This window comes from Burkholderia sp. L-4 (assembly GCF_056856535.1).
In genome coordinates this window covers 634133-660543 of record NZ_JBXEOX010000002.1, presented here as the reverse complement: position 1 = coordinate 660543, position 26411 = coordinate 634133, and the positions used below count along the sequence as shown (strand labels likewise).

Below are 26411 nucleotides of genomic sequence, written 5' to 3'. Positions count from 1 at the left end.
CTGCGGGACGGTACGCGCTCGCGCGAGCACCGTCCCGCGCGTCGTCACGTCACACCAGTTCGCCGAGACACGCGTCGAACTGCGCGACGAGCCGGTCGACATCGTCGGCCGTCGTCTGCGGACACACGAGCATCATGTTGTGGAACGGCGTGATCAGCACGCCACGATTCAGCAGGTACAGGTGGACGATGTGTTCCAGTTCGCTGTCGAGTTGCGCGCCGGCCAGCGTGCCGTTGCGCGGCGGCGCGGACGCGAACTGGAATTCGGTGCGCGCGCCGATGCGCGTCACGCACCACGGCAGCCGGTGTTTCGCGATCGCCTGCTCGAGCCCCGTCGCCAGCCGCGCGGCGAGTTCGAACATGTGTGCATACGCGGCGTCGGTCGCGACGTCGGCCAGCGTCGCGCGCATCGCATGCATCGCGAGCATGTTCGCGGTAAGCGTCGTGCCGATGCCCGAATGGCCGGGCGGCGCGTTCAGCTTGGCCTGCTTCGCGCGTTCCGCGAATTCGGCGCTGAAGCCGTATACCGCGCACGGCACGCCGCCCGCGATGGGCTTGCCGACCACCAGCATGTCCGGTTCGAGAGCGTGCGCGACCGCATAGCCGCCGGGGCCGCTGCTGATCGTGTGCGTCTCGTCGATCACGAGCAGCGTGCCGTAGCGGCGCGTCAGTTCGCGCGCGGCCGCCCAGAAGCCCGGGTCGGGCAGCACCATCCCGATGTTCGTCATCGCGGGCTCGGCCAGCACGCACGCGACGTCGCCATCCTTCAATGCGGCTTCGAGCGCGGCCAGGTCGTTGAATTCGACGACGCGCGTGTTGGCGAGCAGGTCGTAGGATTGCCCGAGCAGGCTGTCGCGCTGAACCGGGCGGCCGTCGACGAGATCGACGAATACGTCGTCGACCGTGCCGTGATAGCAGCCGTTGAACACGACGATCGTGTTGCGGCCGGTGGCCGCGCGTGCCCAGCGCAGCACGAAGCGGTTCGCGTCGCTCGCGCTCAGCGCGAATTGCCAGACCGGCAGCTTGAAGCGGCGCGCGAGTTCGCGCGACACCCATGCGGCGTCTTCGCTCGGCAGCATCGTCGTATAACCGCGCGTGGCCTGTTCGACGAGCGCGCGGGCGACCGGTTCGGGCGCGTGGCCGAACATCGTGCCCGTATCGCCGAGGCAGAAATCGACATAGCGATGGCCGTCGACGTCGGTGAACGTCGCACCGCGCGCCTCCTTCACATACAGCGAGAACGGTGTCGACCAGTCTTGCATCCAGTGCAACGGCACGCCGAACAGCAGGTGCTCGGACGCTTCCGCGGACAGCGCGCGGGAGACCGGCATGGCTTCGGTGAACGCTTGGCGCTCGCGATCGAACAAGGCGCGGGCGCGGATGAGGTCGACTCCGTGGCGGGAAGGCAAAGGCAGCTCCTGGGCTGTGAACAAGGAGAAACGATAGCGCGGGCGGCAGGGGGCTGAACAGGGGCGGAATTCCCGAGGCGTGATGGCGGGGGAACGCCCGGGCGCGTCCTGTTCGATTTCAAGATGGCGCGAGTGAATCGAAGCTGTGCCGGATACTGACCGGCGCGCGAATTGGCGCGGGAGGCGATCGAATCCGACGAGGATTTTTAGCTAAAGTTTTTGCGCATAAAGGTACGACAACGTATCTTTAGAGGCGGTCTGTCAGAAGTGAGTGTGCGCACACATTTATAGCATCGAACCGATGAGAGTGCAGTCGAAGACAGGAATCTGCCTTGATATGATCCTGCCTGGACGGTGTGATACGGTACGACGACGTATGAATTGACGCCGAACGGCGGGACCCACCACGCTTCCAGGCGATCGTCGCGCAGGGGCCGGGTCGCGTCCGACTGCAACGGCACGCCGCCCCCGCCTGCCGTGCGGCCGATCCCCGGCGCGACGACGGGCAACTGCGACTTCGGCACGCCCGTCGCAACGCGCACGCCGACAGTCACATCGCCGGGGCCGGTCCAAACGTTCAACATGAGTGCGATGACGCCGACGAACGTGACGATCACCGACAAGCGGCGATGCCATGAGGCGAGGGAGGAGGGGCATTCGCGTGCGGCGTGGTCGGCCGATGCACGCGAACGCAACGGCAAATACGCAAGCGGACGAACGTGAACGCGTTACGCGAGCGTCTTGATCATGTAGTGCTCGTCGTAGAACCGGCCGTCGACGAACATCGAGCGCGGCTCTGTGCCGAACCGCACGAACCCTTGCGACGCATACAGCCGCTCCGCGTTGCCGTTGACCTCGTTTACGCACAGCATCAGCTGCTTGCACTGCCACGCCTGCGCGGCATGCTCGGTCGCGCTTTCGAGCAGCGCCTGCGCGATGCCACGGCCGCGATACGCGGGCTCGACGAACACGCCCCAGATCGTCGCCTTGTGCGCGATCTTCGCGCGCGCATCGCGGCGTACACCGGTGATGCCGACGAGCGTATCGCCGTCGAATGCACCGAACACCGCGCGCTCGTGGTTCGGCGTGAGGCGCGTCGCGAATTCGTCGACCGGCACCTGGGATTCCTCGTCGAGCGTCGGCAGGAAGGACGTGGGCGCGGTATCGACCGCACGCAGGCGAACGGTCTGGAAACGGGCGGCGTCGGCCGCATCGAGCAGGCGGGTCGTGATCGTCATCGGCGGGATTCCGGTTGAGGGGCGTGCATGCCGGCGCGGGCTGCCGTAGCCGCGGGATGCATCGTCCTCATCCTAATGGGAATTCGGATGTCGCGTGGCGCCGTTCGGCGCATTGCGCATTTCGGCGGCGCCGGAGCGTTGCGGGCCGTGCGCGCATGGCGGGTCACGCAGCCGTGCCGGCGTGACGGAAGGGACGACGTGCGCGCGATCAGATCACGCGCACGCAACGGGCATCAATCAATACCGCGACAGCTGATTGCCGTTGATCTGCACGCGGTCACCCGGACGCAGGTTGCCGGGCGACTGCACGTCGAACGAGCGCATCGAGCCGTCGCTGACTTGCACGTCGATCCGATAGCTGCTCGGGCCTTGCGAGGCACCCATCTGCTGACCGATCTGGTTGCCCGCCACCGCGCCGCCGAGCGCGCCGATGACGGTCGCCGCATCGCGGCCGTGACCGCGGCCGACCTGGTTGCCGAGCACGCCGCCAATGAGCGCGCCGACGACGGTACCGGCCACGCCCGACGGGCCGACCGAGCCGTTGACCGGCTGGATGTTCGCGACGGTGCCGTATTGCGCGCCGTACGGATTCGCGTATTGCTGTTGCGGGTTGCCGTACTGGTCATACGGCTGCGAGCCGTATTGCGACGGGTTGCCGTACTGGTCATACGGCTGCGAGCCGTATTGCGACGGGTTGCCGTATTGATCGTACGGCTGCGGCGCCGGGTTCGGATACGCCGGTTGCTGCTGCACGTAGCCCGGCTGCGAATACGCGGGCTGCGCGTAGCCGGGCGTCGCGTATTGCTGCTGCTGCGGATAGCCCGGCTGCGCGCCGTAGTAGCCGGGTGCGACGCAGGCGGTCAGGGGAAGCGCCGCCACGGCGACGAGCGAGGCGAACAGAACGGTCTTCGTGGAGGGCATGCGCATCATGATGTTTCCTGCATCGGCAACGTGTCCGCCGATGGATTCCCGTCATGGGTGGCGAACTCGGCGTGAGTATAAGGAATGGCCGGATGCGCGTCCGGTGCGGCCGGGTAACAACGTGTAAAGTCTGTTGCCGCGTAAATCGCTGCGCCGGCGCGGCGTTCGAGCCAGGCCCGACAACGGCGCGAAGCGGTTTCCAGTCATCCGCGTGCCGGTGATGCGGCCCGCTTGTTTCATGCGGCGTGTCGGCCCTCCGTTGCGATCGAACCCCTGCGTCACGCGAGACCCGGCGGGCGTGTGCGGCACACATCGCGAAATCGAATGCGCGGCATCGCGACATTTAATTGGCCGCGGGCGGCAGCGTCCGATATCGTGGCCGGATTCCCTGCCCGTGGTCGCGCCGCGCCGGCTGCGGTTCCTTCCCCTATCCGCGCCGGCGGCGCGCCGCGACCGCCCCACCTTCCAGGCCATGACCGAACGATTCTTCATCAACGCCGTCGATGCCGGCGGCCAGCCCGTCAACCTCGTCGTCCGCGACGGCCGCTTCACGGCGATCGGCGCCGATTGCGCAGCCGCGCCCGGCGCGGAGACCATCGACCTCGACGGCCGCGTCGTGCTGCCCGGCTTCGTCGACGGCCACATCCACCTCGACAAGAGCTTCGTCGGCGCTCGCTGGGTGCCGCACGAATCGGTCGGTTCGCTGCGCGAGCGGCTCGCGGTCGAGAAGCGCCAGCTTGCCGCCGCACCGCCGATCGTCGAGCGCGCGAACGCACTGATCGCGCAGGCCGCCGCATTCGGCACGATCGCGATGCGCAGCCACGTCGACGTCGATGCGACGACGGGCCTGTCGAACCTGCAGGCCGTGATGGCCGCGCGCGAGCAATGGCGCGGGATCGTCGACATCGAACTGGTCGCGTTTCCGCAGGCCGGCGTCGTGACGTGCCCGGGCACGGCCGCGATGCTCGACGCGGCCGTGCGCGAAGGCGCGGACGTCGTGGGCGGGATCGATCCGACGACGCTCGACGGCGACGCGGACGGCCAGCTCGACATCGTGTTCGGCATCGCGGAGAAACGCGGCGCGAAGATCGACATCCACCTGCACGAGCCGGGCGAGATCGGCATCGCGCAACTGCTGCGGATCGCGGCGCGCACGCGTGCGGCCGGGCTCGGCGGGCGCGTGAACGTGAGCCATGCGTACGCGCTCGGCCAGGTGAGCGATGACGATGTCCGGCGCACCGCGGCGGTGCTGGCCGAAGCGGGCGTATCGATCCTGACGAATGCGCCGGGCGATTGCGCGTTTCCGCCGGTGCGGTTGTTGCGCGACGCGGGCGTGCACGTGTTCGCGGGCAACGACAACATTCGCGACGCGTGGTGGCCGTACGGCAACGGCGACATGCTGCAGCGCGCGATGATGGTCGGCTACCGGTCGGGTTTCTACACCGACGAAGCGCTCGGCATCGCGCTCGACATGGCGACGTACGCCGGCGCGCGCGTGATCGGCAACGCGCACTACGGCATCGCGGTGGGCTGCGATGCGAGTTTCGTCGCGGTGCGCGCGCCGAACGCGGCGGCGGCCGTCGCCGGCGTGCCGGCCGAACGCTGGGTGTTCCGCCGCGGCGAAAGCGATACGGGGGCGCCGTTCGCGCCGTCGCTGCGCTTCACGCGCTGACCCACCGACCGGCGGCACGGCATGCGCCGTGCCGGCCTTGCACTGACCGACTTCACCGGAATCGACATGACGAACCTGCTGATCCGCAACGTCCGCACGAGCGCCGACACCGCACTCGACATCCTGATCGAAGGCGACCGCATCGCGCGTGTCGGCCCGTCGCTCGACGCGCCCGCCGGCTGCGCGATCGAGGACGGCGCGGGCGCGCTCGCGCTGCCCGGCCTTGTCGAAGGCCACACGCACCTCGACAAGACGCACTGGGGGATGCCGTGGTATCGCAACCAGGTCGGGCCGCGTCTCGTCGACCGCATCGAGAACGAACGCCACTATCGCGCGACGAGCGGCCACGACGCGGGCGCCGCGTCGCTCGCGCTGGCACGAGCCTTCCTCGCGGCCGGCACGACGCGCATCCGCACGCACGTCGACGTCGATACCGAAGCGGGCCTGCGCCACCTGCACGGCGTGCTCGCGACGCGCGAGACGCTGCGCGGGCAAGTCGACATCCAGATCGTCGCGTTTCCGCAGTCGGGCGTACTCAAGCGGCCGGGCACCGATGCGCTGCTGTCCGATGCGCTCGGCGCCGGCGCGGACCTGCTCGGCGGACTCGATCCGTGCGCGATCGAAGGCGATCCGGTCGAGGCGGTGGACGTGCTGTTCGCGATCGCGGAGCGTCACGGCCGCGGGCTCGATATCCATCTGCACGAGCGCGGGTCGATGGGCGCGTATTCGCTCGACCTGATCCTGCAGCGCACGGCCGCGCTCGGCATGCAGGGGAAGGTCACGATCAGTCATGGTTTCTGCCTGGGCGATCTCGCCGAGCGCGAGCGCGATGCATTGCTCGCGCGAATGGCCGCGCTCGGGGTGGCGATCGTCACGACCGCGCCGGCGGCGGTGCCGGTGCCGCCGGTCGCCGCGTGCCGCGCGGCGGGCGTGACCGTGATCGGCGGCAACGACGGCGTGCGCGACACGTGGACGCCGTACGGTTCGCCCGACATGCTCGAACGTGCGATGCTGATCGGCATGCGCAACGATTTCCGCCGCGACGATGCGCTCGAAGTCGCGCTCGACTGCGTGACGCACGGTGCGGCGCACGGCTGCGGTTTCGCGGATTACGGGCTGCGGCCGGGCAGCCGTGCGGACGTCGTGCTCGTCGACGCGCTGACGTTCGCCGAGGCCGTCGTCGCGCGGCCGGTGCGGCGTCTCGTCGTATCGTCGGGGGCGATCGTCGCGCGCGACGGCGCACTCGTCTGAGCACGGCGTCGCGCCGGTATGATCGGGTTTTCAGCCGGATTTCCGGGGAGACGACGATGCGACGCACGACAGCGGCACGGGCCGCACGATGGACGGCGGCGGCCTTGTTCGCCGTGACGGCCGCGCACGCGGTGGCGGCCGATCCGGCCGATGCGCGGCAGGAAGCCAACCGGCGGACGGTGCTCGCGTTCTACGAGAAAGGCCTCAACGAAAAGGATGCGGAGGCCGCGCTCGCGTACGTCGGCGATCGCTACGTGCAGCACAACCCGAACGCGGCCGACGGCCGCGACGGTTTCCGCAAGTTCGTCGCCTTTCTGCGCGACACCTATCCGCAGTCGCACAGCGAGATCAAGCGTTCGTTCGTCGACGGCGACTACGTGATCCTGCACGTGCACGCGGTGCGCGAACCCGGCACGCGCGGCAGCGCGATCATGGACATCTTCCGGCTCGAGCACGGCAAGATCGTCGAGCACTGGGATGTGAACCAGCCGGTGCCCGAGCAGGCCGCGAACGGCAACACGATGTTCTGACATGTCCGGGGCAGTGTGCCTCGTGCGTTGCCCCTGGATGAAACCCGCGCGGCTTATCGCCCCTCGAGTTCCAGCATCGCCGCGAGCGCTTTCGTCAGCTCGCTGACCATCGGGTCGGCCGTCGGCCGGTGCAGGATCGCGATATCCATGTTCTCGATCGGCGCGAAGCCCTGCTTCGCGGTCAGCACGACGTGCTCGTCGGTCACCACGCGCGCGGGCAGCACGCTGATGCCGAGCCCGTCCGCGACGGCCGCCTGGATGCCGCTCAGGCTCGACGTCGTGAAGCTGATCCGCCAGCGGCGGCCGCGCTCCTCGATCGCCTTGATCATGTCGTCGCGGTAGAGCCCGCGCGGCGGAAACACGACGATCGGTACCGGGTCGAGATCGATCGACGGATGCTTCGCGCTGTCGATCCAGCGCAGCTTCTCGGGCCAGCGCACGACGGCCTCGCGGCTGTCGCGCCGCTGCTTGATCAGCACGAGATCGAGTTCGCCGCGATCGTACGCGGCGCAGATGTCGCGGCTCAGCCCGCACGTCACTTCAAGCTTGACCTGCGGATGCTCGCGCTTGAATGCCGCGAGCGCGTGCGTCGTGCGGCCCGCCGCGAAATCGTCGGGCACGCCGAGCCGGATCGTCAGCGCGACCGTGGCGCCCGACAACGCTTCCAGCATTTCGTCGTTCAGCGCGAGCATGCGCCGCGCATAGCTGAGCACCGTCACGCCCGCATCGGTCGGCCGGACATCGCGCGTGCCGCGATCGAGCAGGCGGTGGCCGGCGATTTCCTCGAGCCGGCGCACCTTCTGACTGACCGTCGACTGCGTCGAATGCAGGCGCGCGGAAGCCGTCGTGAAGCTGCCGCAGTCGGCGACCATCACGAGCGCGCGCAGCAGGTCGAGGTCGAACAGGGGTCTATTCATTTTTGCACTTTTGCAGATTCGAGCATTGCATTTCCACATGCATGCGACGACTTTTAACATGCGCGGACGGCGCGGGCAATCGCGGTTTGGCCGGACTTGGGGCGGCGCGTTTCGCGGGCTTTTGAGGCGCCTGACGACATCCTGCGGATGACGCTCGCGCCCGGCGCCGACCTGCGCGGCACGCACCGGTATCGCGACACCGCATTGAATCCGGCGGCCGAACGCGGTCATGTCGAGACGGTGCGCAGGCTGATCGATGCGGGCGCGGCCGGGGTTAGCGGCGGCGCGATTTGGGCTCGGGCGTGCCGCCGGGGAGTTTTCGCAGGAAGGCGTCGGCGAGTTCAACACTAGAGTCGAACGACGGCGCGTAGCCGAGTGTCCGGATGTCGTCGAACCGCGGCCGTACGAACGTGCGAGGCTCGTTGAGCAAACGCAGAAACGTGTCGCGATGCCGAACGAGAAACGCAGCGGTTTCGATCAAGCTTGCCGGCTCCCGCTCGATGACCAAGCACAAGTCCAACAGGTCCCGCGCGGTTGGACGATCGCCGCGGAAGTCCACTGCGGTATGGGGCGCGTGACCGGCAGGTTCGATGAAACATCGGGCAACCTATCGCCACGGATACCGGTATAGACCGCTATCTCTTGCGTTGCGTCGCGGACGGGTGTCGCGTACGGGAGCACCTGAATTCCGCATAGAAATGCGTTAAATCGAAGGCTCCCCTGCCTCCCTGGTCCTCATCTCCCGTCGGTCCATCGCGCTCCCTTGTTTCCCCTGCTTGCACTCGAAATTTAGGCGGTCTAGACTGCATCCCAGTCTCATCGAAGTCCCGCCTTTCGCGCACCGCGCCGGCTCTCCGGCGCGGCGCCTCCACCGGACGCCGGCGTCGCCCGCCGCGTCGAGACCTGCAAGGACCCGCCATGAACTGCACTGCAACGCTCCTCGTTACCGCGCTGGCATTCGCGCCGCTCGTGTCGTTCGCCCAGGACACGTCGACGATCCGCTGGGGCATCGATCCGACGTATCCGCCGTTCGAGGCGAAGCAGCCCGACGGCTCGCTCGCCGGTTTCGACATCGACCTGCGCAATGCGATCTGCGAGCAGCTGCATGCGAAGTGCGTGTGGGTCGAGCAGGGCTTCGACGGGATGATTCCGGCGCTGCGCGCGCGCAAGTTCGACGTGATCATGTCGGCGATGACGGCCACCGACGAGCGGCTCAAGCAGATCGACTTCTCGAACAAGCTGTATGCGTCGCCGGGTGCGCTCGTCGCGCCGGTCGGCTCGAAGCTGCTGCCGACCGCCGCGTCGCTCGCGGGCAAGCGCATCGGGATCGACCAGGGCACGACCCAGGAGGCGTACGCGAAGGCCGAATGGGCGACCCGGGGCGTGACGATCGTCTCTTACCAGAATCAGGACCAGGTGTACCAGGATCTCGTCAACGGCCGCCTCGACGCGACCTTCCAGGACAAGACGCAAGCCGGCTACTCGTTCCTGAAGACGCCGCGCGGCAAGGGCTACGCGTTCGCCGGCCCCGACGTGACCGACGCACGGATCACCGGCTACGGCGTCGCGATGGGCGTGCGCAAGGGCGACGCGGACATGAAGAAGCGGCTGAACGACGCGATCGTCGCGATCCGCGCGAACGGCACATACCAGAAGATCGCCGCGAAATATTTCGACTTCGACATCTACGGCGCGAAGCAGCAGCTGACTTCGGCGCCGTGACCCGGTGATTCATTCAATGGACAGGCACACCATGACGAGTATCCAGGATCGAGTCGCGCAAGCCGTGACGCCCGAACTGATTGCCGCGTTCCGCGAGGAAGGCGCGGTCTGCATCAAGGGCATCTTTTCGCCCGACGAAGTGGCCGCGCTGCGGGCCGGCATCGACGTGAATCTTGCCCGGCCGAGCGCGCGCGCGAAAGTCGCGAGCCGGCCCGACGATCCCGGCTGGTTCTTCGAGGATTTCTGCAACTGGCAGCACAACGACGCGTATCGCGACTTCATCGTGCGCTCGCCGGCGCCGTCGGTCGCCGCCGCGCTGATGGGAACCGGGCGCGTGCGACTGCATCACGACCACCTGCTCGTGAAGGAGCCCGGCACGCGGCAGCGCACGCCGTGGCACCAGGACCAGCCGTACTACAACATCGAAGGCGACGACAACGTCAGCATGTGGATTCCGGTCGATCCGGTGCCGCTCGAATCGACGCTGGAATTCGTCGCGGGCTCGCATCGCGGGCCGTGGCTGATGCCGCGCACGTTCATGGACAAGGAAGCGAAGTGGTTCCCGGAAGGCAGCCTGGCCGACCTGCCCGATATCGAAGCCGACCGCGCGGCGTTCCCGATCCGCCGCTGGGCGCTCGAGCCCGGCGACATGGTGTGCTTCCGGATGCTCACGCTGCATGCGTCGGGCGGCACGCGGAACCGCCGGCGCGCGTTCTCGATCCGCTTCGTCGGCGACGATATCCGTCACGCGCCGCGCCGCTGGAAAACGTCGCCCGACTTCCCCGGGCTCGCGGAGCAGCTGGCCGACGGCGCACCGCTCGACCATCCGCTGTTTCCGGTCGTGTGGTCGCGCGGCGCGGGGCAGGTCGGCGCGATCTGACCGGCGCGGCGAACGAACGCGGCGGCCGTTTCGTCATGAAACGGCCGCCGTGTCCATTGGCGCGTACGGGGAAAGATCAGGTCGGGTGGCGCCCGGCGCCCGGCTTGAAGCGCGAGCCGAGCCGGTAGCGGTTGCCCGGATGCAGGAAATGCACGAACGTGACGGGCAGCCCGTCCGTCCACGTGCGGCGCGTGAGCGTGAGGCACGGCTCGTCGGCGCGCATGTCGAGCAGCCGCGCCTGCTCGACGGTCGGCAGCGACGCGTCGACGACGTGCTCGATTTCCAGTTCGTAGTGCGACACGTTGTTGTACAGGTACTCGGACGGCGGCTCGGTCTGGAAATCCTGGTCGATGAAGCCGGGCGCCGCGGCCGGGTTCACGTAGCGGTCCTCGAGCTGGATCGGGCGGCCGTTTTCCTCGTGCACGCACACCACATGAAAGACCGGCGTATTGACCGGCAGCCCGAATGCGGCCGCGACGTCGAACGACGCCGGCTCGCTCGCCCGGTTCAGCACGCGACAGCGATATTCGTGCCCGCGCGCGCGGATTTCGTCGCGGATGTGCGCGATCATCAGCAGGTTCGACTGCGGCTTCACCTCGGCGACGAAGGTGCCGACACCCGCGATGCGCTTCAGCACGCCTTCCTCGGTCAGCTCGCGCAGCGCGCGGTTGACCGTCATGCGCGCGACGCCGAACTGCGCGGCGAGATCGAGCTCGGAAGGGATGCGGTCGCCCGGGCGCCAGTCGCCGGACTCGACGTTCTGGCGAACGAGCGTCTTGATCTGCTGGAACGGTGCGGCGGCCTTCGTGACCATCAAGGAGGTTTCCGTGGGTGAAATACCAGCGGGATTCTATCGTCTTTGCCCGGTGGCGCTCCGGACGCGGCCTTGCGGGCGGCCGCTGATCCGACGACTCCTTTCCGTCCGTCGACAGGGGAGGGCGATGTCGATTACAGGTTCCGCACGTCGGCCGTCGGCTCGGCGCCGAACGCATCGCTCAGCGCATAGCCGATCAGCTGGCGTGCGGCGGCCTCGGGCGTCGCGAGCGCGCCGCTCGATTTCAATTCGTCGAACTTCTCGCGCATCGGGAAGTTGTCTTCGCTGGTCGAGCGGATCGTCGCCTGCATGCCCGTGTCGACGACGCCCGGCGCCACGCTGCAGATCCGCAGAGCGCCGTTCGCATCGAGCGCGACCGCGCGTGCATGGTGATCGAGCGCGGCCTTGGTCGCGCAGTAAACGCTCCAGCCCGCGTATGCGTTGCGGGCCGCGCCGCTCGACAGGTGCAGGATCCGGCATTCGGTCGCGGCCGAAGCCGCTTGCGCGAGCGCGGCCGACAGCATCAGCGGCGCCGCGACGTTCAGGTCGACCGCACGCGCGACGATCGCCGGATCCTGCGTGGCGAGCGGGCCGATCGGATCGACGATGCCTGCGTTGTTGAACAGCAGCACGAGCGACGCGCCGTCGACGAAGCGGCGCAGCGTGTCGCCGGCGAGCCAGGCTGCGACGGCTGTGGTGTCGGACAGGTCGATCTCGACTTCGGAGAAGCGGTCGCCGGCTTGCGACGCGAGCGACGGATGGCGGCTGCGCGACACGCCGAGCACGGCGACGCCTTCCAGCAGCAGTTGTTCGGCGAGCGACGCGCCGAGGCCGCGCGTGTGTCCGGTGACGATGGCGCGCACGTGCGGTGCGGAAGAGGATGCAGTCATGGCAGTGAACCGGTGAAGGCGTGAACGGTGTTGACGGGCGGCGTGCATGCGCGGCGGCAGCACGATAAGGACGGGCGACGCGTGGCATCGGCGGGCGAAGACGATCGTGTGCGGCGCCACGGATACCGGGGTGAACGCATATCGTAGCGCCGGCATGTGTATCGCGCAAATGCCGGTGCGTGCGCGCAGGCAGTGCCGCGCGGTATCGGGCGCGCCGACAGGCTGGACGACAGCCCGCTGCGGCAAGTGCGCGCGCCGGCGCAGCGCGCGCCGCCGGGCCGTGCGTCGCGAGCTATCATATGGCTCGCCCGTGCGCGATGCCGGACGGGCCGCGATCGTTTCCCTTCACCTGCTGCACGCTGCGACGCCACTCATGAACACCACGCCGGATACGCCCACGCCACGCGCCCTTCGCGAACTCACGCCCCTCGAGGCCCGCATTCTCGGCGTGCTCGTCGAGAAACAGCACACGGTGCCGGATACGTACCCGCTGTCGCTGAACGCGCTGACCGCGGGCTGCAACCAGAAAACCGCGCGCGCGCCGGTGATGAACGTCAGCGAGGACGAGGTCACGACCGCGCTCGACGGGCTGAAGCACCTGAGCCTCGTGATGGAGGGCAGCAGCAGCCGCGTGCCGCGTTTCGAACACAACATGAACCGCGTGCTGGGCATCCCGAGCCAGGCGATCGCGCTGCTGACGATCCTGCTGCTCCGCGGCCCGCAGACGGCCGCCGAGCTGCGCCTGAACAGCGCGCGCCTGCACGGCTTCGCGGATATCTCGTCGGTCGAGGCGTTCCTCGACGAACTCGCGGCGCGCGCGCCGGCGCTCGTCGTCCGGCTGCCGCGCGCACCGGGCGCGCGCGAGAACCGCTGGATGCACCTGATGTGCGGCGAGGTGAACGTGGCCGATTTCGCCAGCGCGGAGGCCGGCGGCGCGGATGCGGTGCCGCCTTCCGAGTTCGAGGCGCTGAAGGCCGAGCAGAAGCGACTCGCGGATGAAGTGGCGCGGCTGAGTGCGCTGGTTCAGCGGATGGCGAGCGAACTCGGCATCGATGTCGACGCGCCGGGCGACGCCGGCTGACCGACAGCCTGCAACGCGCTCCTCGCTACCAGCGGCGCCCCGATTTCGCCGAAGCGTCGATATCCGGCGCCCACGAGAAATCGGTTTTCCTGCCCGTGCGCGCGCTGGTGTAGGGCATCGAATAGACCATCGCACCCTGGCTCATCATTTCGTATTCGCCGTCGATCGTGCCGTCGACCATTCCCCACCACGTCGTCGTGTATTGATACGGCCGGTCGGCTCCCAGCATTTCCGCGTCCCGGTGCTTGAACGGCAACGGAATGGCCGTGTTCGATTTCGCATGACGGACGACGCCACCTGACCATTTCGCGACGTCGTCGTGGTACATGCGCGGTTCGACGCGCACGGGTTGGTCGCCGGCTGTCCGGAAGCACGGCACTTCCGTGCTCACTTCGGCCGAGGCGGGCAATGCGATGCAAAGCATCAGCAGCGCGAGCGCTTTCTTCATGAGCGTATGTGAACGACGATGCGCCATTTCAACCCACGCTGATCCGCGTCGCACCTGCATCGACGAGCCGGAACAGCAGATCCTCGACGGCCGTCTCGGGCGCCGAGCCGAGATCCGCATTGACGCGCCACCCGTGTTCCGTGCGAACCGGTTCCGACAGGTAATGCACGATGCCGTGCAGCCCGTCTTCAGCCGGATCGTTCTCGTCGTCGACATCGAACCACGCGAGGAACCACGTCTTGAACGCATCGGCCGCCGCGCTTCCGTCGAGACCGTCGGCCTCGATCACGACCCAGTCCCATACGAACGGGCGGACTGACACGGCTGCCATTTCGAGGTCGAACTCGAACGGGTCGAAATCGAGTTGCGTGGTCGAATCGATCATCACGGGCCGGCCGGCCGCTTCGCCTTCGGCCGCGATGGTGTCGGCGCGGCACGGCAGCGCGAGCGGCCCTTCAGTGGCGAGCGTGCCGTCGGCCTTCCGGTAGGCCGGCTCGACGATCACCGACGGTCGCGTGGCCGCTTTCGCGAGCAGGTCGGCGTAGGGTTGGCGGATGGCACCGAGCAGTTCGGATACGGTCATCGTGGCGAGTCCGTGGGGCGGGGAGCGAACGGTTGCAGAGCAGGCGGTGAACGGCGCGGACCGCCTCCTGCGACGGGCCGCTTCGTTACCGGACAGCGCCGATCGTACGGTACCCCGGCAAAACGCGAACAGTCGGCCGAACGGCCGGTGCGCATGCGTCGGCCGGCGAGGGTTTTAGACGTTTACCTTCAAACAATCGAAAACGCGCGTCGAACGCGTTCGCGTTGTGCTTCAATGAATCCGGTTTGTACTCCTACTAAAACGACAGGTTCAGAACAGGCCGGATCATTCATTCACAGGAGACAGTCGATGGCACGGAAACGGTTTTGATGCGGCAGGCACGATGGTCTGCAATACCGCCGAACTTCCTTCGATGAAAGCAGGTTATCCCAGAGGCCCCCACCCATGTCCTCCAGACGACTCATGACCGTCGCGGCCGCCGTGTGCGCCGCGCTGGCCATCGCCGCACCGTCGGCCGGCGCCGCCGCGCCGACCGTGTCCGATCCGTTCTACACGTACACTGGCACCACGCCGCTGGCGTCGATTCCGCCGGGCACGGTGCTCAAGACGCGCAGCGTCACCTATCACGTGGCCGGCATTCCGACCGCCGTGACCGCGCAGCAGTTGCTGTACCGCACCAACAACGCGCGGAATCAGCCCGTCGTCAACGTGACGTCGGTGATTCGCAGCCAGGTCAGCAACGGCCACGCCATTTCGTACCAGTCGGCCTACGATTCGCTGAACCCGTACGACGAGCCGTCGCAGGTGATCGCCGGCGACCGCGACGTGACCAAGGTCATCAACGTCGGCACGCTGCTCTACAGCGCGGAATCGATCCCGCTGTCGACGCTGCTGCTGCTCGGCTACAACATCATCGTGCCCGATACGGAAGGCCAGACGGCAGACTTCGCGGCCGGCCCCGAATACGGGATGACGACGCTCGATTCGATCCGTGCGGCGCTCAATACGCCGTCGACCGGCCTGAATCCGTCGAGCAAGGTCGCGATGATCGGTTATTCCGGCGGCGCGATCGCGACGAACTGGGCCGCGCAGCTCGCGCCGAGCTATGCGCCCGACGTCAACAAGCAGCTCGTCGGCGCGGCGGAAGGCGGCGTGCTGGTCGATCCCGCGCACAACCTGCGTTACGTCGACGGCAGCATCGTGTGGGGCGGCGTCGCGGCGGCGGCGCTCGCCGGGCTGGTGCGCGGCTACGACTTCGACCTGACGCCGTATCTCAGCGATACCGGCGTGGCCGTGTTCAAGGACATCCAGAACCAGTCGCTCGCGTACATCCTGCCGAAGTACACGGGGCTGCGCTGGGGCACGCTGTTCAAGCCGCAATACGCGAACGACATCAACAGCATCCCGGCGTACGTGACGTATGCGAACAAGGTGAATGCGGGGCTGGCCGCATCGCCGACGATCCCGATGTTCATCGGCCAGGGCACGGCCGGGGCGCTCGACGGCACCTTCAGCAGCCAGGTGGGCGACGGCGTGATGCTCGCGTACGACGTGCGCGCGCTGGCGCAGAAGTTCTGCGCCAGCGGCACGCGGGTCACGTACACCGAGTATCCGCTCGAGCATGCGGGTGCGATCGTGCCCTGGGTGGCCGGGATGCTGCCCTGGCTCTACGACCGCTTCAACGGGAAAGCCGCGCCGAGCAATTGCTGGCTGACGTCGCTGCTGCCGAGCAACTCGCTGGCGCCCGAGACGTTGCATTAGGCGCGACGGCGTACGACTGGATGCATGGCCGGGCGATCTTTTTCGGGTCGCCCTTTTTTACGATGTTTTGACGTCGGTCGCGTGACCGGTGTGACGACTGTCCGCCTTCCCCTGCCGTCCCCCGCTGCCGCCTTCTCCGGGTGCCATAATCGAGCCTGCCCATCATTCCAGACGTCCCCCGGAGAATCACCATGCAGAACCTCAACAATCCTTCCCACGATCGCGAGGTAGGCAGCGCCGACGCGACGCAGGACACCACGCGCATCGACGACGTCCGCATCGGCGCCGTGCGCCCGCTGATTTCGCCGGCGCTGCTGCTGGACGAGCTGCCGGTGCCGGCCGGCACGCAGACGCTCGTCGAGGACACGCGCCGCGCGATCGGCGACATCCTGCACGGCCGCGACGACCGGCTGCTGCTCGTCGTCGGCCCGTGCTCGATCCACGATCACGACCAGGCGCTCGACTACGCGCGCCGCCTGAAAGCCGCCGCCGACGCGCTGAAGGACGACCTGCTGATCACGATGCGCGTCTACTTCGAGAAACCGCGCACGACGGTCGGCTGGAAGGGCTACATCAACGACCCGCGCCTGGACGGCAGCTTCCGCATCAACGAAGGGCTGCGCGCCGCGCGGCAGCTGCTGCTCGACATCAATGCGCTCGGCCTGCCGGCGTCGACCGAATTCCTCGACCTGCTGAGCCCGCAATACATCGCCGACCTGATCGCGTGGGGGGCGATCGGCGCGCGCACGACCGAGAGCCAGAGCCATCGGCAGCTCGCGTCGGGCCTGAGCTGCCCGATCGGCTTCAAGAACGGCACCGACGGCGGCGTGCAGGTCGCGTCGGATGCGATCGTCGCGGCCGCCGCGAGCCATGCGTTCATGGGGATGACGAAGATGGGGATGGCCGCGATCTTCGAGACGCGCGGCAACGACGACGCGCACGTGATCCTGCGCGGCGGCAAGACCGGCCCGAACTACGACGCCGAGCATGTCGAGGCATGCTGCGCGGTGCTGCGCAAGGCCGGGCTGCGCGAGCAGGTGATGGTCGACTGCTCGCACGCGAACTCGAACAAGTCGCACGACCGGCAGGTCGACGTCGCGCAGGATCTCGCGCGGCAACTGTCGCAGGGCGAGCATCGGATCGTCGGCGTGATGGTCGAGAGCCACCTCGAAGCCGGGCGCCAGGACCTGAAGCCGGGCGTGCCGCTGAAGTACGGCGTGTCGATCACCGATGCCTGCCTGAGCTGGGCGCAGACGGAGCCGGTGCTCGACGTGCTGGCGGAGGCCGTGCGGCACCGGCGCACCTATTCGCGGAATGCGTGACGCCGCGTGGCGGCGCGGCGTCGGCCGCGCCGTTCGAGGCGCCGCGAAGATCGGGGGACCATCCGTGAGGTTGTCCTGATCGACGGGCATCGATGCCATTTTTCCGCGCCGCCCGCCCGGTCTGTCCGCACGATCATTGATCCTGATCCGGCTCGTCCGGCGTGTCACGTTGCACCCTGGGCGCACGATCCGCCGAATGCCGCTACCATGAAGCCGTGTCGCACGCTGCGGCCCGGCTGCGCCGGTCCGTCACGTACACATGGCGTGGTGGTGCGGCCGGCCGCCACGCGACCGACGAAGCGCGGGGCGCTCACCGATCAGCCGTTGCGTCCGCGCCGCTTCGTCCCCGGAATCAACAACAACCGAACCGGAGTGCAACGCATATGAAGTTTTACAAGACCCTCATCGCAGCAACCGTCCTCGCGTCGAGCGTCAGCGCGCACGCGCAGATCGCGGGCGCGCAGCCGATCAGCGTCACCGTCGAGCAGTCGCAGGCGCTGCTCGAAGGCTGGAGCGTGAAGAAGAGCGTGCTCGGCAAGACCGTGTACAACGACGAGAACCAGAAAGTCGGCAAGGTGCGCGACCTGATCGTCGCGCCGGACGGCTCGGTGTCGGCCGCGATCGTGTCGGCCGGCGGCTTCCTCGGCGTGGCCGCGCACGACGTCGCGGTGCCGATCGCGTCGCTCGACGTGCGCAACGGCAACATCTACCTGCCGGGCGCGACGAAGGAAGCGCTGAAGGCCACGCCGGCGTTCCAGTACGCGAAGGTGCCGTCGCCGCCGAAGCCGAAGAAGCTCGACGAAAAGCACTGACCTGCGTTACCGGCGCGGGGCCCGCTGCGCGATGCGGCGGGCCCCGCGTTTTCATTTTCGCTCAGCGCTGCGATGTCTCGTCCGGCGGCGCAAGCGCCACGACGTGACTGATCCCTTCGTGCGCCATCTTCGTATACGGGCTGAAGCGCTCCGTATTGCGCACGAGCTCCGCCGCCACTGCGCGTTCGACACCTGGCAGCCGCACGCGAATGTTCGCGTTCAGCATGAACAGCCCGTCCACCGGATCGCGACAGAAGTCGATCGATGCGGACACCGATGCCCCGGCGATCGACACGCCCGCCCGTGCAGCCAGCAGGCTCAGCGCGCCGTGAAAGCACGCCGCATAGCTCGCGGCGAACAGTTGCTCCGGATTCGGGCCGTCGCCGGGCCCGCCGAGCGCGGGCGGCAGGCGCAGCTCGACATCCAGGCGCCCGTCGTCGGAACGCGCGACGCCGGAGGCGCGGCCGTGCTCCGCCGTCCCGCCCGTGACGGTCACCGTCGTCGAGTACAGCGTTTGCGGTTCCCGACCGCGATACCGGTCGAGCAGCGAGAGGGGCGGCGGGCGCAGCGGCGTCATGGTGTGCGATCCGGCGGCGGCGTTCAGCGCGCGAGCGCGTTCTGCCGGAACCACGTGTCGAAGGTCGTCGCGCCGAGGCGCGCACCGGGCGCCGGCACGAGCGTGTCGTCCTGCAGCACCGCGCCGAAGTAGTCGGCGGCCGCATCCCGCGTCACCGTGCGCGCGTCGTGCGTGGCCGACAGAAAACGCTCGACCAGATCGGCGATCCGCACGCGCTCGGGGCCGCCGATTTCGGCGATGCCGTTGCGCGGCGCGTCGAGCGCGAAGTCGGTCACGGCGGCCGCGACGTCGTCGGAGGCGATCGGCTGGAAGTGCGCGGTGGTCAACCGCACCGTGTCGCCTTGCGCGCCGGCCTGAGCGATCGCCCCGACGAATTCGAAGAACTGCGTCGAACGCACGATCGTGTACGGCACGCCTGCCGCGCGGATCAGGTCTTCCTGGATGATCTTGCCGCGGAAATACGCGCTCTGCTGCAGTCGGTCGGTGCCGACCACCGACAACGCGACGTGATGACGCACGCCGGCCGCGCGCTCCGCGGCGAACAGGTTGCGCCCCGACGCCTCGAAGAACGCCTTCACGGCCGCTTCCTCGAATGACGGCGAATTCGCGAGATCGACGACGACCTCCGCGCCGGCGAGCGCGGCGTCCAGTCCCGCACCCGTGATCGTATCGACGCCCGTCGACGGCGCAGCCGCCACCGCGTCGTGGCCGCGTGCGATCAGGTTCCTGACGACCTTGCTGCCGATGAGGCCGGTACCACCAATCACGACGATTTTCACGATTGCTCTCCTTGAACGGGCGCGCGACATGCACGCCGCTTGAATGTGCCGAAACCGGCGCCCAGCGCGTTCGCGCGACGGGGCCTGGACCTTGCCGAGCGGTGCACCGCCGTATCGGCATGCCGGTCGAACAGCCCGCATCGTAGGCATGCGCCGCGCGATCCGCCAGCGTCCCGCAAGCCCTCATCATGTTGCCGCGAATGCATCAATCGATCGTCTCCAGCGGCGCGATCGTCGTCATCGTCGTTGGGCACTGCAGGTCGCGCGCACGCGTCTGCTCGATCATGTAGTCGATGAACGCGCGGATGCGCGTGGGCAGGTGCTTGCGGCTCAGGTAACAGAGATAGTGGCCGCCGTCGTCCGGCGCATGCTGGCCGAGACAGCTCACCAGCCGGCCGTCGGCGAGCAGGTCGCACACCTGGTACGCGGGCAGTTGTGCGATGCCGAGCCCGTCGAGCGCCGCGCGCACGACGAGATCGATGTCGTTGAACGTGTGATGCGCGGCGAGCTGGCGCTGCTGCGTCACCCCGTCGATCCTGAATTCCCATTCCGTCACGCGGCCCGACGCGGTGCACAGGTTGATGCAGCGATGCCGCGCGAGTTCGTCGACGTGGCGCGGCAAGCCGTGCCGGTGCGCATACGACGGCGACGCGCAGACGATCATCTGCATCGGAATCAGCCGGCGCGCGACGATCGCGCTGTCCTCCATGCGACCGTCGCGAAACGCGACGTCGATGCGGTCGGCGGAGAAATCGGCCGGCCGGTCGTTCAACAGCAGGTCGAGCGTGATGTCCGGATAGCGTGCATGGAAATCGCGCAGCAGCGGGGCGATGACCTTGCGGCCGAAGCCTGGCGTCGAGCCGATGCGCAGGTGCCCGCTCGGCGGTCCGCTGCGCAGCTCGCGCATGTCCTCGAGCGCCTGCGCCAGATGCTCGATGCCGGGCCGGCAGTTTTCGTAGAAGAGCTCGCCTTCGCGCGTCAGCGACATGCTGCGCGTGGTGCGCTGGAACAGGCGTGCGTCGAGCCGGTCCTCGAGCCGTTGCACGTGACGGCTGACCGACGAGCGGCCGACGCCGAGGCGATCGGCGGCGCGCGCGAAGCTGCCCTCGGTGACGACGGCCAGGAATGTGACCACGCCGGCATAGCAGGTCGAGAAGCTGCGCGCGAATGGATCGTCGGCGTCGGGGCGGCGGATGGAGGTATCGGGCATGGAGGCGCTGGAATCGTGGTGTCCGTATGCGACTAGACGTTTCAGCGCTGCCGCCTGTGACACCGCCCGCCGCATTTTTTTTCAAAAAGGTCGCGGCGGCGTGCGGCCGGCTATTTTTCCGGCACGAGCACGGGCGCGCCCTTGTCCTTCAACAGCAGCACGATGAACTTCGCGGGTCGGGTCCGGCTCGCGTTGCGTCCGACCGTGTGCAGGTCGTCCGGACCCTCGTAGAAGGTCTGGCCCGGTTTCAGCGTGACGGGCTCGCCGCCCTTCACCTGCATCACGATCGACCCCTCGACGACGTAGACGAACGCGTCGGCGTGGTGGCGGTGAACGGGGTCGACCGCGCCGGGCGGGTACTCGACCGAGATCATCTGCGCTTCCTTGCCCGGGTAAGCGTCGAGCGGCTTCGTCATCAGCGGCGTGACGATGGCCGAGGGCGCCGCGCGAACGGCGCCGGTCGCGTGGGCCGCGACGACGAGCGCGGACGCGATCACGTGTTTCATGCGAATCATGGTGGTGGCTTCCGGTGGGCCGCCGGCCAACGGCCGGCAGCGAGAGAGGGGGGCGGCCGTCAGGCGAGGTTGGCCTTGTCGAGCCCGAACGCCTTGTCGGACGAGCCCGGCACGGTCCGGAACGCGACGTTCGCGCGATTCCAGCCGTTGATCGCCATCACTTCGAACGTCAGGTCCGACAATTCCTTCTCGGAGAGCTGGCCGCGCACGCGGTCGTAGACATCGTCCGGCACGCCGTGCGCGGGCAGCGTCGTCAGCACTTCGGTCCATGCGAGCGCGGCCCGCTCGCGCGGCGAAAACAGTGTCGATTCGCGCCAGGTCGCCAGATGATGCAGGCGCAGTTCGCGCTCGCCGTGGATGCGCGCTTCCTTCACGTGCATGTCGAGGCAAAAGGCGCAGCCGTTGATCTGGGACGCCCGGACGGACACGAGATCCCGGATCGATTCCTCGATCGCGCTGCTGCGCAGCAGGTTGCTGAGTTCGAGGAGTTTCCGGAACAACTCGGGGGACTGTTGAATGTAGTCGAGACGCTGCGTCATGATTTCTCCTGGCGACGAAGAGGCTGGCCCGCATGGCGCGGGTGTCGTGGGCGGCAGGGCGCCGCGCGAAATCATCTTAGGGGGGTGCATCCGTGCGCGGTAGCCACGCACGGGGACGCATCGTGTTGCGCGCGCTGCACCAATCCGCGCTCGGCGGCGGGCGCGGTCGGCGCGGGCGCGCGATGCGCGTGTCAGCCGGCGGCGCAGGCGGCCGCGATGCGGGCGAGCTTCTCGGGATTGCGCTGCACGAGAAGCCGGACGATACGCGTGCCGTCGGTCTCGAACGACATCGCCGCTTCGAGCTGCCCGTCGATGAAACGCAGCATTGCCCACTGGCCGTTCAGCACGACCGGCCGCATCTCGACACCGCTGCCGCAGCGCAACCACGTCGCATAGAACAGTTGAGCGATCCGCCGGCCGCCGACCATCGGTTTCGGGAAGCTCTGGACGTGGCCGCCGCCGTCGCCGATCAGCATCGCGTCCTCGGCGAGCAGCGCCTGGATCGACGGGAAATCGCCGTGCGCGAGCGCATGCGTGAACGTCTGCAGCAATCGGCGATGCGTTTCGTGCGGCACCGTGCGCCGCGGCTGGGGATCGTCGCGCAGCCGCGCTCGGGCCCGGCTGACGAGCTGCCGGCACGCGGCTTCGGACTTGCCGATCGCGTCGGCGACCCGGTCGTAGTCGAACTCGAAGATTTCGTGCAGCAGGAACGCCGCGCGCGCTTCCGGCGTCAGCCGTTCGAGCAGCAGGAGGTACGCGACCGACACGTCGTTCGCGCGCTCCGTCATTTCCTCGGGCGTTGCAGGCGATTCGCCGAGCTCCGGTTCCGGCAGCCAGATGCCCGCATAGTGCTCGCGCCGGAGCTTCGCCGCGCGCAGGCGGTCGATCGACGTGCGCGTCGTGACCGCGACGAGCCAGGCCTCGGGGTTCTCGATGCTGCCGCGCGCCGCGTCGTGCCAGCGCAGCCACACGTCCTGCACGATGTCCTCGGCATCCGCGACGGAGCCGAGCATCCGGTACGCGATCTTCTGCAGGCGCGGGCGCAACGCGTGGAAGGCTTGTGCGTCGTCGGTCATCACAGCCACACCCCGCTGAACCCGAACGTGACGGGCCCGCTCAGGAACACGCTGCCGGCGCCGTCCCATTGAACGGTGACGTCGCCGCCGTCGCACGTCACCCGCACGGTATCGTCGAGCAGCCCGCGCCGGATGCCGTTGACCGCCGCGCCGCACGAACACGAGCCGGACCCGAGCGGCACGCCGCCGCCGCGCTCCCAGATGCGAAGACGAATGTGCGTGCGATCGATGACCTGTACGACGTGCACGTTGGTTTTCCGCGGAAACAGCGGATGCGTTTCGATGGCCGGACCGAGCGCTTCGAGGTCGACCGCATCGACGTCGTCGACGAAGAACGTGCAGTGCGGGTTGCCCATGCTGCACGCGGCCGGCGCGCCGGGCAACGGCAGCGCGAGCGTATCGACGGCTTCGGCGACGGGCACGTCCCGCCAGCCGACGCGCGGCACGCCCATCTCGACCTTGATCGACCCGTGCGCGTCGTACGCGCACTGCAGGGGCCCGCGATTCGTGCGCAGCACGATCGACGCCGCGCCGGTTTCCCGCATCAGCTGCCACGCGACGCCGCGTGTCGCGCTGCCGCAGGTATCGAGCGGCGAGCCGTCGGGATTCCAGAACGCGACCTGTGCGGCCGCGTCGTCGCAGTCCGTCACCACCGCGAGCTGGTTGAAGCCGATGCCGCTGTGCCGGTCGCCCATGCGCCGCACGAGGTCGCGATCGAGGCGGGGCACGCGATCCCGATCCTGACCGCGGAGGTCGACGATGACGAAGTCATCGCCGTTTGCGTTCATCTTCTGAAATCGGATCGGCATGGCGGTTCCGGAATGGAGACAGGCGAACACTGTACGTGGCTCGCCGTCCACGATCAATCGCATGCCGGCCGATCGCCACGCAACCGGCATCTACGTAATTCTACGTAGTCGCGCGTACGTAGTTATCCGCTTGTAAGCCGCCCCCGTCGCGCGGAATACTACGGCCCATCGTCGCGGCCTTTGCGAGGCCGCGGCACGACGCATCGACGTCACGTGTGCGCGGCCCCTGCGCCGCACGCCATCTAAAACCACATTGGAGACTAGGAGACGCCATGAATCGGGCTTCCAGTACCCTGCTCTGGATCGCGGTCGCGCTGCTCGGCGCGTTCTCGTTCGGCACCATCGCACTCGCACACGGCGAGCGCGTGAGTGCCCTCTGGATCGTGATCGCCGCTGTCTGCGTGTATCTGATCGCGTATCGCTTCTACAGTCGTTTCATCGCCAGCAAGGTCATGCAGCTCGACGGGCTGCGGATGACGCCGGCGGTCAAGTACAACGACGGCCTCGACTACGTGCCGACCAACAAGTACGTGCTGTTCGGCCATCACTTCGCCGCGATCGCCGGCGCCGGGCCGCTGGTCGGCCCCGTGCTCGCCGCGCAGATGGGCTACACGCCCGGCATGCTGTGGATCCTGGCCGGCGTCGTGTTCGCCGGCGCGGTGCAGGACTTCATCGTGCTGTTCATCTCGACGCGCCGCGACGGCCGTTCGCTCGGCGATCTCGTCAAGATGGAACTCGGCACGGTGCCCGGCGTGATCGCGCTGTTCGGCGCGTTCCTGATCATGGTGATCATCCTCGCGGTGCTCGCGCTGATCGTCGTGAAGGCGCTGACCAACTCGCCGTGGGGTACGTTCACCGTCGCCGCGACGATTCCGATCGCGCTGTTCATGGGCATCTATACGCGCTACATCCGCCCGGGCCGCATCGGCGAAGTGTCGGTCATCGGCTTCATCGGGCTGATGGCGGCGATCGCGTTCGGCCAGAACGTGGCCGCGTCGCCGACCTTCGCCGCATGGTTCACGTTCACCGGCACGCAGCTCACGTGGATCCTGATCGGCTACGGCTTCGTCGCGTCGGTGCTGCCGGTGTGGCTGCTGCTCGCGCCGCGCGACTACCTGTCGACGTTCCTGAAGATCGGCACGATCCTCGGCCTTGCGATCGGCATCCTGGTCGTCGCACCGGAACTGAAGATGCCCGCGCTGACGAAGTTCGTCGACGGCACGGGCCCGGTGTGGTCGGGCAACCTGTTCCCGTTCCTGTTCATCACGATCGCGTGCGGCGCGGTGTCGGGTTTCCACGCGCTGATCTCGTCGGGCACGACGCCGAAGCTGATCGACAACGAAACCAACGCGCGCTTCATCGGTTACGGCGCGATGCTGATGGAATCGTTCGTCGCGATCATGGCGCTGGTCGCGGCCTGCGTGATCGAGCCGGGCATCTACTTCGCGATGAACGCACCGGCCGCCGTGCTCGGCTCGACGCCCGAAGCCGTCGCGAACACCGTCACGCAATGGGGCTTCGTGCTGACGCCCGACATGCTGACGCAGACCGCGAAGGCCGTCGGCGAAACGACGATCATCGCGCGCGCGGGCGGCGCGCCGACGCTGGCCGTCGGCATGGCGCACATCCTGCACCAGGTGATCGGCGGCGAAGCGATGATGGCGTTCTGGTATCACTTCGCGATCCTGTTCGAAGCGCTGTTCATCCTGACGGCCGTCGACGCCGGCACGCGGGCGGGCCGCTTCATGCTGCAGGACCTGCTCGGCACGTTCCACCCGGCGCTCAAGCGCACCGAGTCGCTGCCCGCGAACCTCGTCGCCACCGCGCTGTGCGTGGCCGCGTGGGGCTACTTCCTGTACCAGGGCGTGGTCGATCCGCTCGGCGGCATCAACACGCTGTGGCCGCTGTTCGGCATCTCGAACCAGATGCTCGCCGCGATCGCGCTGGTGCTCGGCACCGTCGTGCTGTTCAAGATGAAGCGCGAACGTTATGCGTGGGTGACGGTCGTGCCGACCGCGTGGCTGCTGATCTGCACGCTGACGGCCGGCTGGCAGAAGATTTTTGACGCGAACCCGAAGGTCAGCTTCCTCGCGCACGCCGCGAAGCTGCAGGCCGCGGTGGATGAAGGCAAGGTGCTCGCACCGGCCAAGTCGATCGCGCAGATGAAGCGGATCATCTTCAACGACTACATCGATGCGGCGCTGGCCGGGCTGTTCATCTTCGTCGTCGTGAGCATCGCGGTGTACGGCGTGATCGCCGTGCTGCGCGCGCGCCGCGAGTCGAAGCCGACCGTGCGCGAGACGCCGTACGAAGCGATGCCGGCCGCGCAGGCGCTCGGCAGCGGACGTTAAGGGGAGGCCGCGATGTTCAGCGATCTTGGCAGCGACCTGCGCAGCGCGGGGCGTTACCTCGGGCAGGCGTTGCGGCTGATGGTCGGCCTGCCCGACTACGACACCTACGTCGCGCACATGCGCGACACCCATCCGGACCGCGAGCCGATGACGTACGAGGAATTTTTCCGCGAACGCCAGAACGCGCGGTACGGGTCGGGCGCCGGGAAGTGTTGCTGAGCCGGACTGTCCAGGCGGTTCGACGATCGAAACGGAAGCGCCGCGATGGCAGTCGCGGCGCTTTTTTCTTTGGCGGCCGGCGACGCACGTCGCGTGACGGCCGCTTCGCCGTTTGCCCGGGCGCA

General features: G+C 68.0%; 27 protein-coding genes and 2 pseudogenes. 13 read left to right on the top strand and 16 right to left on the bottom strand.

The features are described from left to right. Nucleotides 1–49: 49 nt before the first annotated feature. Nucleotides 50–1408: an aspartate aminotransferase family protein gene (locus AC1VVG_RS19745; protein ID WP_482836059.1), complete on the bottom strand. Its 1359-nt coding sequence runs from the start codon at nucleotides 1406–1408 to the stop codon at nucleotides 50–52. Between the two features lie 410 nt (nucleotides 1409–1818). Here AC1VVG_RS19745 and AC1VVG_RS19740 point away from each other — a divergent pair. Further along, nucleotides 1819–2035: pseudogene (locus tag AC1VVG_RS19740) on the top strand (endopolygalacturonase); the annotation flags it as partial. 101 nt (nucleotides 2036–2136) lie between these two features. On the opposite strand, the gene AC1VVG_RS19735 reads toward AC1VVG_RS19740, so the two are convergent. Next, nucleotides 2137–2646, bottom strand: coding sequence for a GNAT family N-acetyltransferase (locus tag AC1VVG_RS19735; protein WP_049031242.1), 510 nt, complete (start codon nucleotides 2644–2646; stop codon nucleotides 2137–2139). 237 nt (nucleotides 2647–2883) lie between these two features. Next, nucleotides 2884–3576: an outer membrane lipoprotein gene (locus AC1VVG_RS19730; protein ID WP_482836058.1), complete on the bottom strand. Its 693-nt coding sequence runs from the start codon at nucleotides 3574–3576 to the stop codon at nucleotides 2884–2886. Between the two features lie 463 nt (nucleotides 3577–4039). On the opposite strand from AC1VVG_RS19730, the gene AC1VVG_RS19725 reads away from it, so the two are divergent. The 3 genes from AC1VVG_RS19725 to AC1VVG_RS19715 all read left to right on the top strand — a co-directional run bounded on the left by AC1VVG_RS19725 (nucleotide 4040) and on the right by AC1VVG_RS19715 (nucleotide 7020). Next, on the top strand, nucleotides 4040–5239 hold the full coding sequence (locus AC1VVG_RS19725; protein ID WP_482836057.1) for an amidohydrolase family protein: 1200 nt from the start codon (nucleotides 4040–4042) through the stop codon (nucleotides 5237–5239). Between the two features lie 66 nt (nucleotides 5240–5305). After that, entirely contained in the window at nucleotides 5306–6490 is a 1185-nt protein-coding gene (locus tag AC1VVG_RS19720) for an amidohydrolase family protein (RefSeq protein ID WP_482836056.1), read from the top strand. A gap of 56 nt (nucleotides 6491–6546) precedes the next feature. Further along, nucleotides 6547–7020: a nuclear transport factor 2 family protein gene (locus AC1VVG_RS19715; protein ID WP_124608488.1), complete on the top strand. Its 474-nt coding sequence runs from the start codon at nucleotides 6547–6549 to the stop codon at nucleotides 7018–7020. Between the two features lie 53 nt (nucleotides 7021–7073). Here AC1VVG_RS19715 and AC1VVG_RS19710 read toward each other — a convergent pair whose 3' ends face one another. Continuing rightward, nucleotides 7074–7937 (bottom strand): LysR family transcriptional regulator, encoded by an 864-nt coding sequence (locus AC1VVG_RS19710; protein ID WP_059559191.1) that lies wholly within the window; start codon nucleotides 7935–7937, stop codon nucleotides 7074–7076. A 135-nt stretch (nucleotides 7938–8072) separates the two neighbouring features. On the opposite strand from AC1VVG_RS19710, the pseudogene AC1VVG_RS19705 reads away from it, so the two are divergent. Next, a pseudogene (locus AC1VVG_RS19705) lies at nucleotides 8073–8207 on the top strand (ankyrin repeat domain-containing protein); the annotation flags it as partial. Between the two features lie 4 nt (nucleotides 8208–8211). Here AC1VVG_RS19705 and AC1VVG_RS19700 read toward each other — a convergent pair. Further along, a complete protein-coding gene (locus AC1VVG_RS19700) occupies nucleotides 8212–8418 on the bottom strand; it encodes a hypothetical protein (protein ID WP_482837243.1) in 207 nt (68 codons plus the stop codon). 437 nt (nucleotides 8419–8855) lie between these two features. On the opposite strand from AC1VVG_RS19700, the gene AC1VVG_RS19695 reads away from it, so the two are divergent. Both AC1VVG_RS19695 and AC1VVG_RS19690 read left to right on the top strand, forming a co-directional pair. Next, a complete protein-coding gene (locus AC1VVG_RS19695) occupies nucleotides 8856–9659 on the top strand; it encodes an ABC transporter substrate-binding protein (RefSeq protein WP_059559189.1) in 804 nt (267 codons plus the stop codon). 31 nt (nucleotides 9660–9690) lie between these two features. Then, nucleotides 9691–10539 (top strand): phytanoyl-CoA dioxygenase family protein, encoded by an 849-nt coding sequence (locus AC1VVG_RS19690; protein WP_034187614.1) that lies wholly within the window; start codon nucleotides 9691–9693, stop codon nucleotides 10537–10539. A 76-nt stretch (nucleotides 10540–10615) separates the two neighbouring features. Here AC1VVG_RS19690 and hutC read toward each other — a convergent pair whose 3' ends face one another. Continuing rightward, nucleotides 10616–11353, bottom strand: a complete 738-nt coding sequence (gene hutC / locus AC1VVG_RS19685; protein WP_482836055.1) for a histidine utilization repressor — start codon at nucleotides 11351–11353, stop codon at nucleotides 10616–10618. 134 nt (nucleotides 11354–11487) lie between these two features. Then, complete coding sequence (locus AC1VVG_RS19680) at nucleotides 11488–12243, bottom strand: SDR family oxidoreductase (protein WP_482836054.1); 756 nt, start codon at nucleotides 12241–12243, stop codon at nucleotides 11488–11490. 373 nt (nucleotides 12244–12616) lie between these two features. Here AC1VVG_RS19680 and AC1VVG_RS19675 point away from each other — a divergent pair, with 373 nt between their 5' ends. After that, on the top strand, nucleotides 12617–13324 hold the full coding sequence (locus tag AC1VVG_RS19675; protein WP_482836053.1) for a YceH family protein: 708 nt from the start codon (nucleotides 12617–12619) through the stop codon (nucleotides 13322–13324). 25 nt (nucleotides 13325–13349) lie between these two features. Here AC1VVG_RS19675 and AC1VVG_RS19670 read toward each other — a convergent pair whose 3' ends face one another. Next, nucleotides 13350–13772, bottom strand: coding sequence for a hypothetical protein (locus tag AC1VVG_RS19670; protein ID WP_482836052.1), 423 nt, complete (start codon nucleotides 13770–13772; stop codon nucleotides 13350–13352). A 28-nt stretch (nucleotides 13773–13800) separates the two neighbouring features. Further along, on the bottom strand, nucleotides 13801–14355 hold the full coding sequence (locus tag AC1VVG_RS19665; protein ID WP_482836051.1) for a hypothetical protein: 555 nt from the start codon (nucleotides 14353–14355) through the stop codon (nucleotides 13801–13803). Nucleotides 14356–14760: 405 nt separating this feature from the next. Here AC1VVG_RS19665 and AC1VVG_RS19660 point away from each other — a divergent pair, with 405 nt between their 5' ends. The 3 genes from AC1VVG_RS19660 (at nucleotide 14761) to AC1VVG_RS19650 (ending at nucleotide 18211) form a co-directional block, all read left to right on the top strand. Continuing rightward, on the top strand, nucleotides 14761–16077 hold the full coding sequence (locus tag AC1VVG_RS19660; protein ID WP_049036782.1) for a lipase family protein: 1317 nt from the start codon (nucleotides 14761–14763) through the stop codon (nucleotides 16075–16077). Nucleotides 16078–16268: 191 nt separating this feature from the next. Further along, nucleotides 16269–17399, top strand: coding sequence for a 3-deoxy-7-phosphoheptulonate synthase (locus tag AC1VVG_RS19655; RefSeq protein WP_482836050.1), 1131 nt, complete (start codon nucleotides 16269–16271; stop codon nucleotides 17397–17399). Nucleotides 17400–17782: 383 nt separating this feature from the next. Then, complete coding sequence (locus tag AC1VVG_RS19650; protein WP_006485034.1) at nucleotides 17783–18211, top strand: PRC-barrel domain-containing protein; 429 nt, start codon at nucleotides 17783–17785, stop codon at nucleotides 18209–18211. A 61-nt stretch (nucleotides 18212–18272) separates the two neighbouring features. Here AC1VVG_RS19650 and AC1VVG_RS19645 read toward each other — a convergent pair whose 3' ends face one another. From AC1VVG_RS19645 to dapF, 7 genes are all read right to left on the bottom strand, one after another. Then, nucleotides 18273–18788 (bottom strand): Ohr family peroxiredoxin, encoded by a 516-nt coding sequence (locus AC1VVG_RS19645; protein WP_049034434.1) that lies wholly within the window; start codon nucleotides 18786–18788, stop codon nucleotides 18273–18275. A gap of 23 nt (nucleotides 18789–18811) precedes the next feature. Then, nucleotides 18812–19567, bottom strand: a complete 756-nt coding sequence (locus AC1VVG_RS19640; RefSeq protein WP_034187622.1) for an SDR family oxidoreductase — start codon at nucleotides 19565–19567, stop codon at nucleotides 18812–18814. Between the two features lie 205 nt (nucleotides 19568–19772). Continuing rightward, entirely contained in the window at nucleotides 19773–20777 is a 1005-nt protein-coding gene (locus AC1VVG_RS19635) for a LysR family transcriptional regulator (RefSeq protein ID WP_049034435.1), read from the bottom strand. A 110-nt stretch (nucleotides 20778–20887) separates the two neighbouring features. Then, nucleotides 20888–21292: a cupin domain-containing protein gene (locus AC1VVG_RS19630; protein WP_069705668.1), complete on the bottom strand. Its 405-nt coding sequence runs from the start codon at nucleotides 21290–21292 to the stop codon at nucleotides 20888–20890. A 59-nt stretch (nucleotides 21293–21351) separates the two neighbouring features. Further along, on the bottom strand, nucleotides 21352–21831 hold the full coding sequence (locus AC1VVG_RS19625; protein ID WP_059559175.1) for a carboxymuconolactone decarboxylase family protein: 480 nt from the start codon (nucleotides 21829–21831) through the stop codon (nucleotides 21352–21354). A 191-nt stretch (nucleotides 21832–22022) separates the two neighbouring features. Then, complete coding sequence (locus tag AC1VVG_RS19620) at nucleotides 22023–22907, bottom strand: RNA polymerase sigma-70 factor (protein WP_049034438.1); 885 nt, start codon at nucleotides 22905–22907, stop codon at nucleotides 22023–22025. Further along, the gene (gene dapF, locus AC1VVG_RS19615) at nucleotides 22907–23716 is read right to left on the bottom strand and encodes a diaminopimelate epimerase (RefSeq protein ID WP_482836049.1); all 810 of its coding nucleotides are present in this window, start codon (nucleotides 23714–23716) and stop codon (nucleotides 22907–22909) included. The genes AC1VVG_RS19620 and dapF overlap by 1 nt, the downstream gene beginning before the upstream one ends. 272 nt (nucleotides 23717–23988) lie before the next feature. Between dapF and AC1VVG_RS19610 the strand changes: the two genes are divergently transcribed. Together AC1VVG_RS19610 and AC1VVG_RS19605 are read left to right on the top strand one after the other, a co-directional pair. After that, nucleotides 23989–26067: a carbon starvation CstA family protein gene (locus tag AC1VVG_RS19610; RefSeq protein WP_034187628.1), complete on the top strand. Its 2079-nt coding sequence runs from the start codon at nucleotides 23989–23991 to the stop codon at nucleotides 26065–26067. Nucleotides 26068–26079: 12 nt separating this feature from the next. Continuing rightward, complete coding sequence (locus AC1VVG_RS19605; RefSeq protein WP_006766647.1) at nucleotides 26080–26286, top strand: YbdD/YjiX family protein; 207 nt, start codon at nucleotides 26080–26082, stop codon at nucleotides 26284–26286. Nucleotides 26287–26411: the final 125 nt, after the last annotated feature.